Origin of the sequence: Sphingomonas sp. CFBP8993, assembly GCF_034044895.1 — a bacterium.
GTDB lineage: Bacteria > Pseudomonadota > Alphaproteobacteria > Sphingomonadales > Sphingomonadaceae > Sphingomonas.
In genome coordinates this window covers 332,759-348,123 of the sequence record NZ_JAXCWU010000003.1, presented here as the reverse complement: position 1 = coordinate 348,123, position 15,365 = coordinate 332,759, and the positions used below count along the sequence as shown (strand labels likewise).

The 15,365-nt window shown below is 66.4% G+C and carries 10 protein-coding genes; 5 read left to right on the top strand and 5 right to left on the bottom strand.

The window, feature by feature from the left end:
- Positions 1-29: 29 nt before the first annotated feature.
- The 5 genes from galA to SOM26_RS07770 form a co-directional block, all read right to left on the bottom strand.
- Positions 30-2,933, bottom strand: coding sequence for a beta-galactosidase GalA (gene galA / locus SOM26_RS07790; protein ID WP_320452152.1), 2,904 nt, complete (start codon positions 2,931-2,933; stop codon positions 30-32).
- Complete coding sequence (nagA, locus tag SOM26_RS07785) at positions 2,930-4,081, bottom strand: N-acetylglucosamine-6-phosphate deacetylase (protein ID WP_320452151.1); 1,152 nt, start codon at positions 4,079-4,081, stop codon at positions 2,930-2,932. The genes galA and nagA overlap by 4 nt, the downstream gene beginning before the upstream one ends.
- Positions 4,078-5,118: an SIS domain-containing protein gene (locus tag SOM26_RS07780; RefSeq protein ID WP_320452150.1), complete on the bottom strand. Its 1,041-nt coding sequence runs from the start codon at positions 5,116-5,118 to the stop codon at positions 4,078-4,080. The genes nagA and SOM26_RS07780 overlap by 4 nt, the downstream gene beginning before the upstream one ends.
- Positions 5,111-5,848 (bottom strand): GntR family transcriptional regulator, encoded by a 738-nt coding sequence (locus SOM26_RS07775; protein WP_320452149.1) that lies wholly within the window; start codon positions 5,846-5,848, stop codon positions 5,111-5,113. Before SOM26_RS07775 ends, SOM26_RS07780 begins: the two co-directional genes overlap by 8 nt.
- A gap of 117 nt (positions 5,849-5,965) precedes the next feature.
- Complete coding sequence (locus SOM26_RS07770) at positions 5,966-6,715, bottom strand: copper homeostasis protein CutC (protein ID WP_320452148.1); 750 nt, start codon at positions 6,713-6,715, stop codon at positions 5,966-5,968.
- A gap of 282 nt (positions 6,716-6,997) precedes the next feature.
- On the opposite strand from SOM26_RS07770, the gene SOM26_RS07765 reads away from it, so the two are divergent.
- The 5 genes from SOM26_RS07765 to SOM26_RS07745 all read left to right on the top strand — a co-directional run bounded on the left by SOM26_RS07765 (position 6,998) and on the right by SOM26_RS07745 (position 15,279).
- Positions 6,998-9,781 carry a TonB-dependent receptor gene (locus SOM26_RS07765; RefSeq protein WP_320452147.1) on the top strand — a complete coding sequence of 928 codons (2,784 nt, stop codon included), beginning with the start codon at positions 6,998-7,000 and terminating at the stop codon, positions 9,779-9,781.
- 300 nt (positions 9,782-10,081) lie between these two features.
- Positions 10,082-10,966 carry a UDP-2,3-diacylglucosamine diphosphatase gene (locus SOM26_RS07760; protein WP_320452146.1) on the top strand — a complete coding sequence of 295 codons (885 nt, stop codon included), beginning with the start codon at positions 10,082-10,084 and terminating at the stop codon, positions 10,964-10,966.
- Positions 10,967-10,986: 20 nt separating this feature from the next.
- Positions 10,987-12,015 (top strand): glycosyltransferase family 4 protein, encoded by a 1,029-nt coding sequence (locus SOM26_RS07755; RefSeq protein WP_320452145.1) that lies wholly within the window; start codon positions 10,987-10,989, stop codon positions 12,013-12,015.
- Between the two features lie 555 nt (positions 12,016-12,570).
- Positions 12,571-14,202, top strand: a complete 1,632-nt coding sequence (locus tag SOM26_RS07750; protein ID WP_320452144.1) for a Na+/H+ antiporter — start codon at positions 12,571-12,573, stop codon at positions 14,200-14,202.
- Positions 14,203-14,286: 84 nt separating this feature from the next.
- Positions 14,287-15,279: a DUF3667 domain-containing protein gene (locus tag SOM26_RS07745; RefSeq protein ID WP_320452143.1), complete on the top strand. Its 993-nt coding sequence runs from the start codon at positions 14,287-14,289 to the stop codon at positions 15,277-15,279.
- Positions 15,280-15,365: the final 86 nt, after the last annotated feature.

Sequence of the window (15,365 nt, the reverse complement as noted above, 5' to 3'; positions counted from 1 at the left end):
TTTATTCCCCGCGAGCGATGTCCCCGGCCTCAGCGCGGAGCCACCGTCACCCGGCCCAGCAGACCACTCTCGATATTGCCCAGCCCCGCGACGATCAGCACGATCGTCCGCTTGCCCGCCCCCGACGGCAAAGTCGCCGTCATCGGGCCGGGCTTGGGATCGCGTTTCTCGGCGACCATCACGCCGTCCACCCACAGGCTCGCCATGCCGCCGACCGAGGCAAGACGCAGCGTACCGCCACGCGCCGCCACCGCACGCCGCGGCGTGACGCTGGCGCGGTAGACCCGCCACCCCGCCGCTTCCGCCGGGGTGGGCGTGCCAGCCCGCACAAAGGCCCAGCCGTTATTGTCACTGGCGGCGGGCGCGAGATCGGGCGAAGGCTTGGCGGCGAGCGGTGGCGAGCGCCGCCAGTCGCGCACATCCGTCTCCGCGGCCAGTACCGGCACCTGCGCGCGCGCGGGCACGCCCAGCCGGTCAAGCCGCAGTGTCGCAGGCTTCAGGCCATCCGCCGTCGCGCGGATCGTGATCCGTCCCCGCCCGGCATCGGGTCGTACGATCATCTGCGCCAGCCCGTTGAACAGTGACCGTTCGCTCGCCTTTTCGGACTCGTGGCTATTGGGATCACCATTGCCGACGCCGATGATCGCGCCGCCTTCGATGGCGAAGCGGGTCATCAGGTTCGCGGTCGGCACGTGCCGCCCCCTGGCGTCCACCGCGTCGATCGTGATGGCCTGCGCATCCTCGCTATCGCCCGCCATCACGGTGCGCGCGGGGGTCAGCCGCAGCGCGACCGGCGCTCCGACTGTCTCATGAACGGCGCGCGCGACCTCGCGGCCACCGCGATAGGCGATCGCCTCGATCCGGCCCGGCGCGTAAGGGATGGTCCATTCATTGCCCATCAGCCGGTCGACCACCGCCTCGCCCACCGTCTTGCCGTTCAGGCGAAGGACCACGCGCTCGGCATTGGAGAGAACCATGACCTTGGTCGGCTGCCCCTCGCGCCCCGGCCAGCTCCAGTGCGGCGCGACCGCGACGACCGCTTCGTCATCGACCCAGGCGGCACGGTGAATGTCGAAGGCGACCTTCGGAAAACCGCACAAATCCATGATGCCGAAGAAGCTGGCGATCGTCGGCCATTCATAGGGCGTCGGCTCGCCATGATAGTCGAAGCCCGTCCACACGAACCCGCCCGCGACATAGGGCCGCTCGGCGATCTTCTTCCAGGCACCGCGATGCGTGTCGCCCCAGCTGGCCGCCTCGTCGTCATAGCTCGACGCGATATGGCGCACCGGATCGCTCGCAAAGGCACCACGCGTCATGAAGGCGCTGGTGTCCTCCGAACTGGTCATCGGCTTGGTGGGGTTCAGCCGGTGATAGCGGTCGTAATCGCCCTGATAATAGTTGAACCCGGTCACATCGACGACCTGCGCGACATTGACCGGATCGAAGAACGCCCCGTTCATCGCCGCCGTCACCGGGCGGCTGTCGTCCAGCGCGCGGACCCAGTGCGCCATGCGCTTGACCATCTCAACGCCCGAAGGCGTGCCCTGCATCGGCTCTTCGTTAAAGACCGACCACATGATGACGCTGGGATGATTGCGGTCGCGCCGGACCAGCCACTCCAGCTGCGCGCGATATTCGGGCGCGGGATTGAATTGCCGGTTCTCGTCCATAACGACCAGGCCCAGCCGGTCGCACCAGTCGAGCAGTTCGGGCGTCGGCGCATTGTGGCTGGAGCGCACCGCGTTGCAGCCCATCGCCTTCAGCCGCTCCAGCCGCCAGCCGATCAGCGCATCGGGGATCGCGGTCCCCACGCCCGCATGATCCTGATGCAGGCAGACGCCCTTCAGCTTGACGGACTTGTCGTTGAGGAAAAAGCCTCGGGCCGCGTCGAAGCGGATGGTGCGGAAACCGATCGGCACGCGCCGTTCGTCCGCCACCTGTCCGTCGCGGAGCAGCCGTACCTGCACCGTGTACAGCACCGGCCGCTCGATCGACCAGAGTACCGGATCGGTGACGGACAGGTCGAGATGGGCGGTCGCCTCGTCCAGCGACGGGACCGTTGCGGTCGCCTGCCCTTGCGCGACGACCTTGCCCTGCGGATCGAGCAGCCGCGCCTCGACCGTCACGCCGGCCTCGCTCGCGGCGATGCTGGTCAGCGTGGCGGTGACGGGGACGTGCCAGCCATCGGCACCTTTGCGCGGATCGCAATGCACGCCGTCGGTCGCGATCGAGACCGGCGCATAATCGCCCAGCCAGACATGGCGATAGAGCCCGGCGCCTTCATACCACCAGCCCTCCATCGCCTCGGCATCGACGCGGACCGCGACGACATTCGCCTCGTCTCCGAAGCGCGCGAACGGGGTCAGGTCGATACGGATGGCGTTGTAGCCGGAGAAGTTATGCGCGACGACGCTGCCATTGACCCATAGGGTCGCATTGGTGGCAATGCCGCCGAATTCCAGCTCGATCCGGCGACCGCGCAGTGCCGGATCGAGCCGGAAGCTGCGACGATACCAGCCAATGCCGCGCGGGCGATATCCTTGCGCGACATTGGCGGTCTTCACGAAAGGCTGGAACGACGCCCAGTCGTGCGGCAGGTCGACCGCCTGCCAGTCGCTATCGTCATAATCGACCGCCGCCGCGCCGCGCGCATTGCCCGCCTTGACCGAGACATAGGTCGCGTTGTGCGTGTCGAGCGGGGCGGGCGCGATATCGCCCTCATGGAACAGCCAGCCGCGATCCATCAGCACGCGCGCCGCATCCTGCACCGGCAGGGCTGCGGGCAGCCGGTCGGTTGGGGCCGGCATGGGAAGCGCGCCCGCGCCGTTCGCCGGGATGGCGGTGGCGGCAAAGCCACGGGCAGGCGCGATCCCGCCTGCCAGCCCCACCACCGCACTGCCCAGCAACAGGTCGCGGCGCGCGACCGTCATGCCGCGACCGGCTCCGCCGCCGCGATCTGCGTCTCGACCGGCTTCAGGCGCGCGTCGAGCACCACCCAGTCGGCGCGCAGGCCCGTCGCCAGCGCACCGCGCTCATGCGAAAGCCCCAGGAACGCCGCCGGGTTCGTGGCGGCCATCGCCGCCGCCTGATCGACCGTAATGCGCAGCTGCTCGACCGCATTGGCGACCGCCGAACCCATGTCGAGGTCGGAGCCCGCCAGCGTACCGTCGGTATAGGTGCACTTGCCGCCCGACACGTCGATGTGGCGGCCGTGGAGGACGAAGTCCTTCTCGACCGCGCCGACCGAGGACATGGCGTCGGTGACCAGCATCATCCGGTCGAACGGCCGCGCCTTCATCGCCAGGCGCAGCATCGGCGCGGAGACGTGGAAGCCGTCGATGATCAACCCGGCATAGGGACGCGGATCGTCGAGCGTCGCGCCCGCCAGTCCCGGCACGCGCTGCTGCATGGCAGGCATGGCGTTGTAGAGATGGGTGACGCCGACCAGGCCCGCGTCGAACGCCGCGATCGCCTGTTCATAGCTCGCCTCGGTATGTCCGGCACTGACCAGGACACCCGCCTCGACCAGGCGGCGGATCGTCGCCACCGGCACACGCTCGGGCGCGATGGTCAGCATGACCTTGCCCTTGCGGGGGCGGGTCAGGACGGCGATCATCTCTTCGTCCAGGTCGCGGAAACGCGCCGGATCGTGGATGCCCTTGCGCGCCGGATTGAGCACCGGTCCCTCGACATGGATGCCGACGATGCCGGGCACCTTGGCTTCGATCGCCTCGTCGATGGCGTCGAGCGCGCGGGCGATCTTGTCCGGCGTTTCGCTGACCAGGGTCGGCAGCATCGCGGTGGTGCCATAGACGGCATGGGCGGCCGCCATGGTCGCGATGCCGTCCACGTCGAGACGGTCGTTGAACAGCACACCGCCGCCGCCATTGACCTGCGTGTCGATATAGCCGGGAACGACCCAGCCGCCGTTCAGGTCGATCGTGTCGCCCCCACCCTGGCCAGCACCATCGACCGCGCCGATCGACGCGATACGATCGCCATCGACGGTGATCTCCGCGCCGGGCAGGACGCCGCCCTGGGTCGCGACATGGCCGTTGACGAAACGGAAACGGGTCATAGCGTGCGGGTCACTTTCTGAAGATGCGGCGGCGAGTCGGGGTCCATGCCACGGGCGAGCGCCAGCGCCTCGACCATGCGGTAGAAGCTGGCGAGCATCGCAATCGGCTCCAGCGCGGGGTGGCCGGCGACCATGGGCAGCGCACCGCCCTGCCCCGCGACGAACGGCTTGGCGCCGCGTGCCTCGAACTGGTCGGCGACCGCCTTCACATCCTCGCCCGCCACGTCGGAGGTGGCAAAGCCCAGCACCGAATAGCCGGGCTCGACGATCCGCATCGGGCCGTGACGCACCTCGGCGGCGCTGAACGGCTCGGCCTGGATCGAGCAGGTTTCCTTCAGCTTCAGCGCGGCTTCCTGCGCCACGCCGTAGCCGTAGCCGCGACCGAGCACGAACATCTGGCTGACGTCGCAGAGGCCCTCGACCGCCGAGGACCAGTCCAGGCCCAGCGCCTGTTCGACCTGGCCCGGCAGGTCTTCCAGCGCGGCATCCAGCGCCTCGTCGCCCGCCCAGGCGGCGGCGAGCTGTGCCAGCCCCGCCAGTGCGGTCAGGCAGGACTTGGTGGCGGCGACCGCCTTTTCGGGTCCTGCCGTCAGCGGCAGGAAGGTGTCCGCGCCGGTCGCCAGCGGCGACTCTTCATCGTTCACGAGCGCGACGATATGCGCGCCGCCCGCCCGGTACGCCTCGACCGTCGCCAGCAGGTCCGGGCTGCGCCCCGACTGCGAAATGGCGATGACCAGCGCGCCCTGCACCTTCATCGGGGTCTCGAAGATCGACGCGACCGAGGGTGCGGCCGACGACACCGGCACGCCGGTCTTGGTCTCCAGGATATATTTGCCATAGGTCGCGGCGTGATCCGACGAGCCGCGGGCAATGGTGATGATCACCGGCGGCGGGGCGGCACGCAGCCGCTCGGCCAGCGCCCGGACGGTCGGCGCATTGCGCGCGAGCAGCCGGGCGATCGCCTCCGGCGCCTCTCCCGCTTCCGCTCCCATCAGGGTGCCGGTTCCCGCACGACCGGCGGTCATCACATCAGACATCGGTTAACTCCGCGACGAAATCATAGGCATCGCCGCGATAGAAGGACTGGGTATATTCCACCGCCCGTCCATCGCGTAGAAATCCGCGCCGTTCGATCAACAGGCCCGCATGGCCCGGATCGACATTCAGCATCTTGGCATGGTCCGCGCCGAACGGCACCGCACGCAGCCGCTGGAGCGCGCGCACCGGCCGGTTGCCCGCGCGCTCGAGCGCCGCATAGAGCGAGCGGTCGACCGCCTCGATCCCGGGCAGCGCAAAACCGGCGATGGTCGAAATCTCGATCGCCATCGGCACCTCGTCGGCGAAACGCACGCGCTGGAACCGGTACACCGGCGCGCCCGGCGACAGGCCCAGCGAGAGCGCCTCCTCGGGCGTGACGGTGCCGGGCGCGCGACTGACCCACTGGCTGCTCGGCGTGCGGCCGCGTGCGATCATGTCCTCGGAAAAGGATGACAGCTTGGAAAAGCTCTTCTCGACCCGCCCCGCGACGAAGGTGCCCGCGCCGCGCCGACGCGTCAGCAAGCCCTCTTCGACCAGGCCGCCGATCGCCTTGCGCACCGTGATCCGCGACACGTCATATTCGATCGCCAAGTCACGCTCGGCGGGGATCGCATCATCCTCGGCCAGCACATTGTTCGTGATGGCATCGCGCAGCAACTGCTGAAGCTGGAGGTACAGCGGCGCGGGATTTCCCTTTCGGAAAGAACCGACCTGCGCCGAGAATGTCATGGCCGCGCCATCTCCCCTTGCCCGGGCGTCGCTCATGCCACGCCCCGCTTCGATACGAGGCTTATCGCAGCATGACCAACCCGGCAACAGGTATTATATTTGGCATACATTGGATTTTTATTCCTCTCCGATTGCGTGCCGCAGCGCGATGATCTTTTCGGTGCTTGTCCGGCGTCTCGGCCCGACGGCAAAGCCCATTTCGACGATGCGCGGATCGGTCCAGGGCTCGCGGATACTGGCAGAAGCATGGACTGCATCGACCCCCGTCCGAGCGATGAGCGCGGCGACATTCTTCGCCGAAACACCCGATCCGGCGATGATGGAAAGCCGCCCGCGCGCCGCCGCGACCATCCTGGCGATTACGTCCGCACCCTGCTCGGCGGTCGGCGCGCCGCCCGACGTCAGGATATGGTCATAGCCGATCGCGGCCACCGCCTCCACCGCGGCCACGGGGTCGGCAACCAGATCGACCGCACGGTGGAGCACGATCGCGACATCCTTCGCCGCGTCGCGCCAGCGCGCTAGGAGATCGAGGTCCAGCGATCGGTCGTCGCCCATCGCGCCCACCACCACAGCGGCGACGCCCTGCCCCACCATGCGCCGGATCTCGTCGGTGGCCAAGGCGACATCGGCCGGATCATAGCGGAAGTCGCCGTCGCGCGGCCGCACCATCGCATGCACCGGCACGCCCGACGCGACCGCCTGCGCCACCAATGCGGCCGAGGGGGTCAGACCACCCAGCCCCAGCGCGCCGCACAACTCGATCCGATCGGCGCCAGCCCGGACGACCGCCTCGACCCCTTCGGCGTCGTCGATACAGATTTCCAGCAGCGGCGGCCTTTGCCCGGCCGGTCGTGTCGCCATCATCCGCTCCCCCTGAATTTCGCCGCCCCTGCGCCCCGCCCCGAAGCGAAGGGGTCCGTCAGTGCGTCATTTAAGCATCACAAACCGCAATTTGCCAGTCCAATGGTCCCATAACAGAAAAGTCATATTTTTTCCGTTTACGGACCAATGTCAGTTTGGTTACAGGTTGGTAGTCCGAGCATATCGTATAACAAGCTCGTCAGGGGAGGAACCCACCTGTCTTCCCCGGTATCGCAATGATCGAAACGTGCGGGGTGGCGCGACAGGAATTGGGGGGATTTGAGCATGTTGAGCTTTCGCGGCATGATTCTGACGGCGACCGCACTTGCGGGCATTCAGGGCACCGCCTTCGCGCAGACGGCCACCGCGCCGACCGACGCACCGACCCAGACCGCACCCGGCAGTGACCAGTCCGATACCGGTGACGTCGTCGTGACCGGCATCCGCTCCAGCCTTCGCAACGCGATCAACGTCAAGCGCGAGGCCAACGCCGTCGTCGACGTAATCACCGCCGAGGACGTGGGCAAGTTCCCCGACCGCAACGTCGCGGAGTCGCTGTCGCACATCCCGGGCGTCAGCATCGACCGCCGCTTCGGCGAGGGCGAGAAGGTCGCGATCCTGGGCACCGACCCGGCGCTGAACCGCATGCTGCTCGACGGCCATGCGCTGGCCTCGGCCGACTGGGGCGGCAACGACAACGATCCCTCCAGCCGTACCTTCAACTATTCGCTGCTCGCACCCGAGCTGGTCGACCGGCTCGAAGTCTACAAGTCGCCGGAACCGCGTATCGAGGAAGGCAGCCTGGGCGGCACGGTCATCGTGCGCACCCGTCGCCCGCTCGACCTCGACCCCAACTCGGTCTTCGCCTCGGGCGGCGTGTCGTATAACGACCGCTCCGAGAAGGCCAATATCCGCGGATCGGGCCTGTACAGCTGGCACAACCAGGCCGACAATTTCGGCTTCCTGGTCGCCGCAACCTATGACAAGCAGAGCCTGACCCGCGCGGGCGTCGAATTCTTCGGTTACGACAATGCCGCCCCGTCGGCACCCGGCACCTCCTGTCCGTACAGCAGCCCGTTCGTCAACTGCTCGAACGGCGCGCTCAGCCTGAAGAGCCCGAACGCGACGATCACCGGCGGCACGATCGCCGACCTGTACAAGGCCGCGTCGCCCTTCGGCATCAACTACGCCTATTTCCAGCAGACCCGCGAGCGCGCCAGCGTGTCGGGCACCGTGCAGTATCGCCCGGCCGACAACCTGACGCTGACCCTGAACGGGCTGCACATCGACGGCAACTACAACAACTACAGCCAGTCGATGTACACCATTCCGGGTGCCTGGACCGGCAACGTGCTGCAGACCGCCAATATCAGCAACGGCGTGGTCAACTCGGCCTCGTTCGGCGCCGCGACCAACCAGGCGTCGCAGCTCGACACGCTGGTCCGCAAGTCGAAGCTGAAGACCGACAACCTCAACTTCTTCGCCGACTGGGAAGGCGATGACGGCGCGAAGGTCAGCTTCGCGGGTGGCTGGTCGCGCGCGACCGGCGGCCGCAACCCGGAATATCTGTTCAACGTGCAGACCAAGCTGCCGTTCAGCTACTCGTTCGGTCCGAAGTCGGCGACGGTCAACTATGTCGGCGATCCGACCAACCCCGCCAACTACTTTACCAACCCGAACAACAACGCCGCCACGATCGAGGGCCGTCCGGTCGTCGTCAACGGCCAGAACCTGATCGCCGCGCAGATCGGCGGCCTGGACTATAGCGTCACCACCGACCGCGACATCTTCGGCGGCTATGACGCGACCATCCCGGTCGAGTTCGGCCCCTTCACCCAGATCCTGCTGGGCAGCCGCGTGACCGACCACGTCAACCGGCTCGATGCGCGTGGCATCAACACCTACATGACCACCTCGATGACGGTGAACCAGCTGGGCGTGCCCACCTTGGCGACGCCGGGCGGCGTGTTCGACGGCACCGGCGGTTCGGGCAATGCGACCCAGTATCTGAACCTGCCCGACCAGGCCGTGATCGACATCCTGTCCAAGGCGATCAACAGCCAGTTGGTCAACAAGATCGGCGCATCGACCCGCGTTCGCGAAACCGTGATGGCGTCGTACATCCAGGCGAATTTCGACCAGGGTGGCCTGCGCGGCAATATCGGTGGCCGTCTGGTCTATACTCGCGACCAGTCCAGCTATGCCGTGACGCAGAGCAACCTGGCGAACCCGGTGCCGGTGCCCACCACCACCACCACCGATTACCTGAAGTTCCTGCCCAGCGTGAACCTGGCCTATTCGATCAGCCCGCAGGTGATCGTACGCGGTGCGGTGGCACGGGTGATCTCGCGTCCGCGCTACGAGGACCTGGCGGCGTCGCTGTCGCTCAACAACGTCACGCTCGATGGCGGCGGCGGCAACCCGAACCTGAAGCCGTATGAGTCGACCAACTACGAACTGACCGCGGAATGGTATCCGCGCGCCGGCTCGTTGGTGGCGGTCGAGCTGTTCCGTCGCGACATCTCGAACTACATCATCAACACGCGCACCAACGCGGTGTACTTCAATACGCTGGCGGGCGCTCTGACGACCTATAACGTCAACCAGCCGATCAACGGCGGCAAGGCGAAGGTCAACGGCGCGCTGATTTCGGGTCAGACCGAAATCTGGGGCGGCTTCGGCATCCAGGCGAACTATTCGTACCAGGACAGCTCGACCTCGTCGGTCGACACGACCGGTGCGGCGCTGAACCTGCCATATCTGTCGCGTCACACCGTCAACGTGATCCCGTATTTCGAGAGCGGCATCTTCCAGGCGCGTCTGAGCTACAACTACCGTTCGAGCTATTTCCGCACGATCGGCCGCCTGGGCTCGCGCGAAATGGTCGCGCCGTACAGCCAGCTCGACTTCTCGGCGGGTGTGAACCTGACCAAGGAAATCACGCTGTCGGTCAACGCCCAGAACCTGCTGGACGAGACCTATTACCAGTATAACGCGACGCCCGACCGTCCGACCGCCTTCTACAAGAACGGCCGGACCTATGCAGCCTCGGTCGCGGTGCGTTTCTAAGACTGCCTTCTGCATCCCCTCCCGCAAGCGGGAGGGGAACGAGGGGAGGGAATGAAGTCTCACCGAGACCAAAGCCTGCGGCCTTTCCCTCCCCCATCCCCTCCCGCCTGCGGGAGGGGCGTGAGGCACACGACGTTCAGCCCATCGTAAAAAGCCCGCCGGTCCCCAGGATCGGCGGGCTTTTCTTCACCCCTGACTTGCGCCCGTCATCAAAGTGCTTTGCCTCTGTCATCGATCTGCGACGCGGGCGTCACAGATGACGGGCATGACACGCGCAACGCCAAGCGTGGGGTTATGCCGATGCCGATCACCAGCATTCCGATCGATGGTTCGTTGCACGAAAACGCCGCCATCCTCGACTTCATCCCCCGCGCGCCGGTGACGCCAGAGCCTGAGGGGCAGGAGCGCCGCCGTTACCGCACCATCTGGATTTCGGACGTCCATCTCGGCACGCGCGGTTGCAATGCCGAGATGCTGATCGACTTTCTGGATCACGTCGACAGCGACACCATGTACCTGGTCGGCGACATGATCGACGGCTGGCGGTTGAAGAAGAAATTCTACTGGCCCGCCGCGCATAACGACGTGGTCTGGCGGCTGCTGAAGCGCGCCAAGCGCGGCACCCGCGTCATCTATATCCCCGGCAATCACGACGAGATCTTCCGCCAGTTCACCGGCATGGATTTCGGCGGCATCGCCATCTGTCGCAAGGCGATCCACGAGACGGCGGACGGCCGCCGCCTGCTGGTCCTGCACGGCGACGAGTTCGACGCGATCACACTGGCGCATCGCTGGCTCGCCCATGTCGGCGACTTCGCCTACACTGCGCTCATGGAGGTGAACCGCTGGGTGAATATCGTCCGCCGATGGATGAAGCGCCCCTATTGGTCGCTGTCCAAGCACGCCAAGGCCAAGGTGAAGAACGCCGTCGCCTTCATCTCGCATTTCGAGGAAGTCGTCGCCCATGCCGCGGGCGCGCGCGGGGTCGACGGCGTGGTGTGCGGTCATATCCATACCGCCGAGATCCGTGACATCAACGGCGTCACCTATTATAACGACGGCGACTGGGTGGAGGGCTGCACCGCGCTGGTCGAACATTTCGACGGTTCGATGGAAATCCTGCACTGGGGCGAGGAGATGGAGGCCCGGCGCCAGCGTCCGGTCGCCGCGGCCATCGCCGCCTGACATACGAGAGGTTCGGGCACATGCGTATCGCGATCGTCACCGACGCCTGGAGCCCGCAGGTCAACGGCGTGGTCCGCACATTGCAATCGGTCGCGGGTGAGCTTCGTGCGATGGGGCAGGAGTTGACGATTCTCTCGCCCGATCTCTACGCCTCGGTGCCCTGCCCGACCTATCCCGAAATCCGGCTGGCCCTGCCGCGCCCCGGCGCGATCGGCCACACGCTGGAGCGGTTCGCGCCCGATGCCGTGCACATCGCGACCGAAGGGCCACTCGGCCTGCTCGCCCGCCGCTGGTGCCTGTCGAACGGGCTGCCCTTCACCACCGCCTATCACACCCAGTTTCCCGATTATGTCGCGGCGCGGGTAAAGGCGGTCAGCCCCGAATTTGTCTGGCGCTATGTCCGCTGGTTCCATGCCCCCTCGGCGGCGATCCTGGCCTCGACGCCCAGTGTCGCGGCGACGCTGAACGCGCATGGCCTGCCGCAGACGCGGCACTGGGGGCGGGGCGTCGATACCGCCCTGTTCCGCCCCGAAGGTCCGCGCGATGCGGCCGTGGCGGCGCTTCCCGGACCGGTGCAGCTTTATGCCGGTCGCGTCGCGGTCGAGAAGAACATCGCGGCCTTCCTCGATACCACGATGCCGGGCACCAAGGTCGTGGTCGGCGACGGCCCCGCCCGCGCCAGCCTGGCCGCGCAATATCCCGAGGTCCGTTTCCTGGGGGCGAAGTTCGGCGAGGAACTGGCCGCCGTCTATCGTACGGCGGACGTCTTCGTCTTTCCCAGCCGGACCGATACGTTCGGGCTGGTGATGATCGAGGCTCTCGCCTGCGGCACGCCCGTCGCCGCGCTGCCAGTCCAGGGGCCGATCGACGTGCTGAACCCCGAAGTGGGGGTGATGAACGAGGTGCTGGAGCAGGCGATCGCGGGTGCCCTGACGCTCGATCGTCGGACCTGTGCGGCCTATGGTCAGGGTTTCACCTGGCGGGCCAGCGCGGAGCAGTTCCTAGCGGCGCTGGCGCCCATCGACCGGACGATGCGCGCGGCGGCGTAAGTTCTGTCGGGCACGGCGTAGTTTCTATTTCTTACTTGTCCCTTGAGCAAAGGAGAGGGCGGACGGTGTCCACCAGCTCTACTTGTTGGAACAGCTTGGGCGACGGTATGGCGCACGCAAAGCCCATGGTCGATCGACATTCACTTAATTCCTGTCCTGGATAGATTCCTCTGGGAAAGTCGGCGCGACGCTCAAAATATGGACCGCCCCGGCGAAGGCCGGGGCCCAGTTGGGAAGCGATCAGAGCTACTGGCCACCGTCCGCCAACTGGACCCCGGCCTCCGCCGGGGTGGGAAGGAATGAGCTTCGTGAAAGCGGCCCAGATAGGGGGCGACCGAAATGTCGATCGGCACTCAGCCTGCGCAACCCTCTTGCCCCCATGAAGGGCCACCGACCACGTACATCATCCCGTAAAACTCGTTTAACGGGTTGAACCACCCATCCGCCCCATGTCATTCATGGGGCCTCGCGCGATTCGATTATCGTCTCGCAGATCTTCGGTCATGCCGCCCGCCGCCATGGCCAATCCAACCGCCGAACCCGAAAGGTCCCCGATTGGACGTCATTACGCTCAGCCTGTTCCTCCTGTTCGCCGTCGTGCTGAGCGGGGTCGTCTCCCGCCTGTTGCCCGCCGCCCTGCCCCGCCCGCTCGTCCAGATCGCGCTGGGCGCGGTGATCGGAGGCATCGCGCAAATCCGTGTCGAACTGGACCCGGAAATCTTCTTCCTGCTGTTCGTGCCGCCGCTGCTGTTCCTGGATGGCTGGCGCATCCCGAAGGACGAACTGTTCCGCGACGCGGGCGCGGTTCTCGGGTTGGCGCTGGGCCTGGTCTTCCTGACGGTGCTGGGCATGGGGTTGTTCATCCACTGGATGATCCCGGCCATCCCCTATGCCGTCGCCTTCGCGCTGGCCGCCGTGGTTTCGCCGACCGACCCGATCGCGGTGTCCGCCATCGCGCAGAAGGCACCGATCCCGAAGCGGATGATGCACATATTGGAAGGGGAATCGCTGCTCAACGATGCCTCGGGCCTGGTGTGCCTGCGCTTTGCGGTTGCCGCCGCCTTGACCGGCACCTTTTCGCTGGGCCAGGCGGGGGTGACCTTCGTCTGGATGGCGGTGTCGGGCGTGGGCCTGGGCGTCGCCATCGCCTGGGGCACGGTGACCGCCAAGAACCGCTTCGCACGGCGTTTCGGCGACGATAGCGGGTCGAACATCCTGGTCAGCCTGCTGATCCCCTTCGCCGCCTATCTAGTGGCCGAACATATCGAGAGTTCGGGCGTGCTGGCGGCGGCGGCGGCGGGCATCACCATGTCGTTCACCAATGTCTCGTCGGGCGTGAAGGCCGCCATTCGCATCCGGCGCCAGGCGGTGTGGGACATGCTGCAATTCACGTTGAACGGCATCATCTTCGTGCTGCTGGGCGAGCAGTTGCCGCAGGTATTTGCAGGCGCGCGCGACACGGTGATGCTGACCGGCCATGCGTCCTTGTGGTGGCTGGGGCTCTATGTGGTGGCGATCGTCGCCGGGCTGGCCGCGCTTCGCTTCGCCTGGACCTGGGTCGCCTTGCGCCTGACCCTGTTCCGCCAGCGCAACCTGCCCAACCGCACCAGCCCGCCGCGCCGGGTCATCACCGCCATGTCGGTGGCGGGTGCGCGGGGGGCGATCACGCTGGCGGGTGCCCTGACGCTGCCATTGACGCTGACCGACGGCACGCCGTTTCCGGCGCGTGACCTGGTGATCTTCCTGGCGTGCGGGGTGATCCTGTCCTCGCTGGTGATCGCCAGCCTGACGCTGCCGCTGCTGCTGCGCGGTCTGGCCCTGCCGGTCGAGGAAGGCATGAGCGAGGTCGACCACACCCGCGTCGCCGCCGCAAAGGCCGCCATCGCCGAGTTGGAGCGGCTTCAACACGAAATGGCCGAGGGGCGCGACGATGCCGACCAATATGTCGAGATCGCTTCGCGCCTGATGGACGGATATCGCAGCCGCATCGACACGCTGGAAGGCGATGCCGATCCCGATGCGCGCCGGTTCGAGGATATCGAGCGGCGCATGAGACTGGCCGCGATCCGGGCCGAGCGTCGGACGGTGTTCGAACTGCTCAACGCCCGCGCGATCGGCTCGGAGACGGCGCAGCGGCTGGGTCGCGAGCTTGATCTGGTCGACACCCGCCTGTCCGCGCAAAGCTGAGGCCCGTAACCCCAGCGACGTTTGTCCTTGCGCGCCCCCGAAAATTATCGTGTCCTGCCAATGGGGATAGTTGTCGGGGGTGGGATGCACGCACAGGTCGGGGAAAGCTGCCGCAACTGCGGCACCGCATTGGTCGGCGAATATTGCCATGATTGCGGACAGTCGTCGCATATCCATCGCACGCTGGGCGCATGGTGGCATGATTTCAGTCACGGCGTCCTGCATATCGAGGGGCAGGTGTGGCGGACGATGGCGATGCTGGTCACCCGCCCCGGCGAGCTGACCCGCCGCTATATCGCGGGGGAGCGGCGGCGTTTCCTGTCCCCGCTGGCGCTGTACCTGTTCAGCGTCTTCCTGCTCTACATCGCCTATTCCATATTCGGCGGCATCGGGACATTGAAGGCCCCCGATGCGCGTCAGGCCGCAACCGAAATCCACGCCGAGGCCCTCAAGACGCAAGGGCAGATCGCCGCACTCGATCGACAGCGTGCGACCATCGTTGCGACCAGGGGCAATGTCGCGGTGGTCGATGCGGAGCGTGCACGACTGGCCGAACGCTATCGTCAGCTCGAACTGACCAGCAATGCGCTAGGCGGCGGCGCGTCCGAAGCGTCCGGTCATGGCGAAGCTGGAAATCCCGTCATCACCGGCTCCAGATCGCTCGATGCGAAACTGGCCCATGCCGTGCGCGATCCCGAGCTCCTCCTCTTCAAGATGGAGGCCAATGGCTATAAATTTTCCTGGGCGCTGATCCTGTTGTCGATGCCCTTCATGGGCCTGGTCTTCGTCTGGAAGCGCGGGGTCGCGATGTTCGACCATGCGGTCTTCGTCACCTATTCGCTCAGCTTCGTCAGCCTGCTGACGGTGGTCATGATCCTGTGGGTGAAGCTGGCGCACTTGCCGGGCGTGGCGTGGCTGATGCTGGCCTTTCCGGTCCACCTCTTGCGCCAGACGCGGGGAGCCTATGGCCTGGGCTGGGCATCGGGGCTGATCATGACGCTGGTCCTGTGCCTGATGGCGATGACCGTTTTGCTGATCTGGATCACCGGCCTTCTGGCGCTCGGCCTGGCGCACTGAGCAGCCAATCGGTTGCAGGGTGCGCACGGGCCCGCACGGACGCAGAAAATGGGTGGACGCCCCCCGCCTGCCTTGTCATGATACCA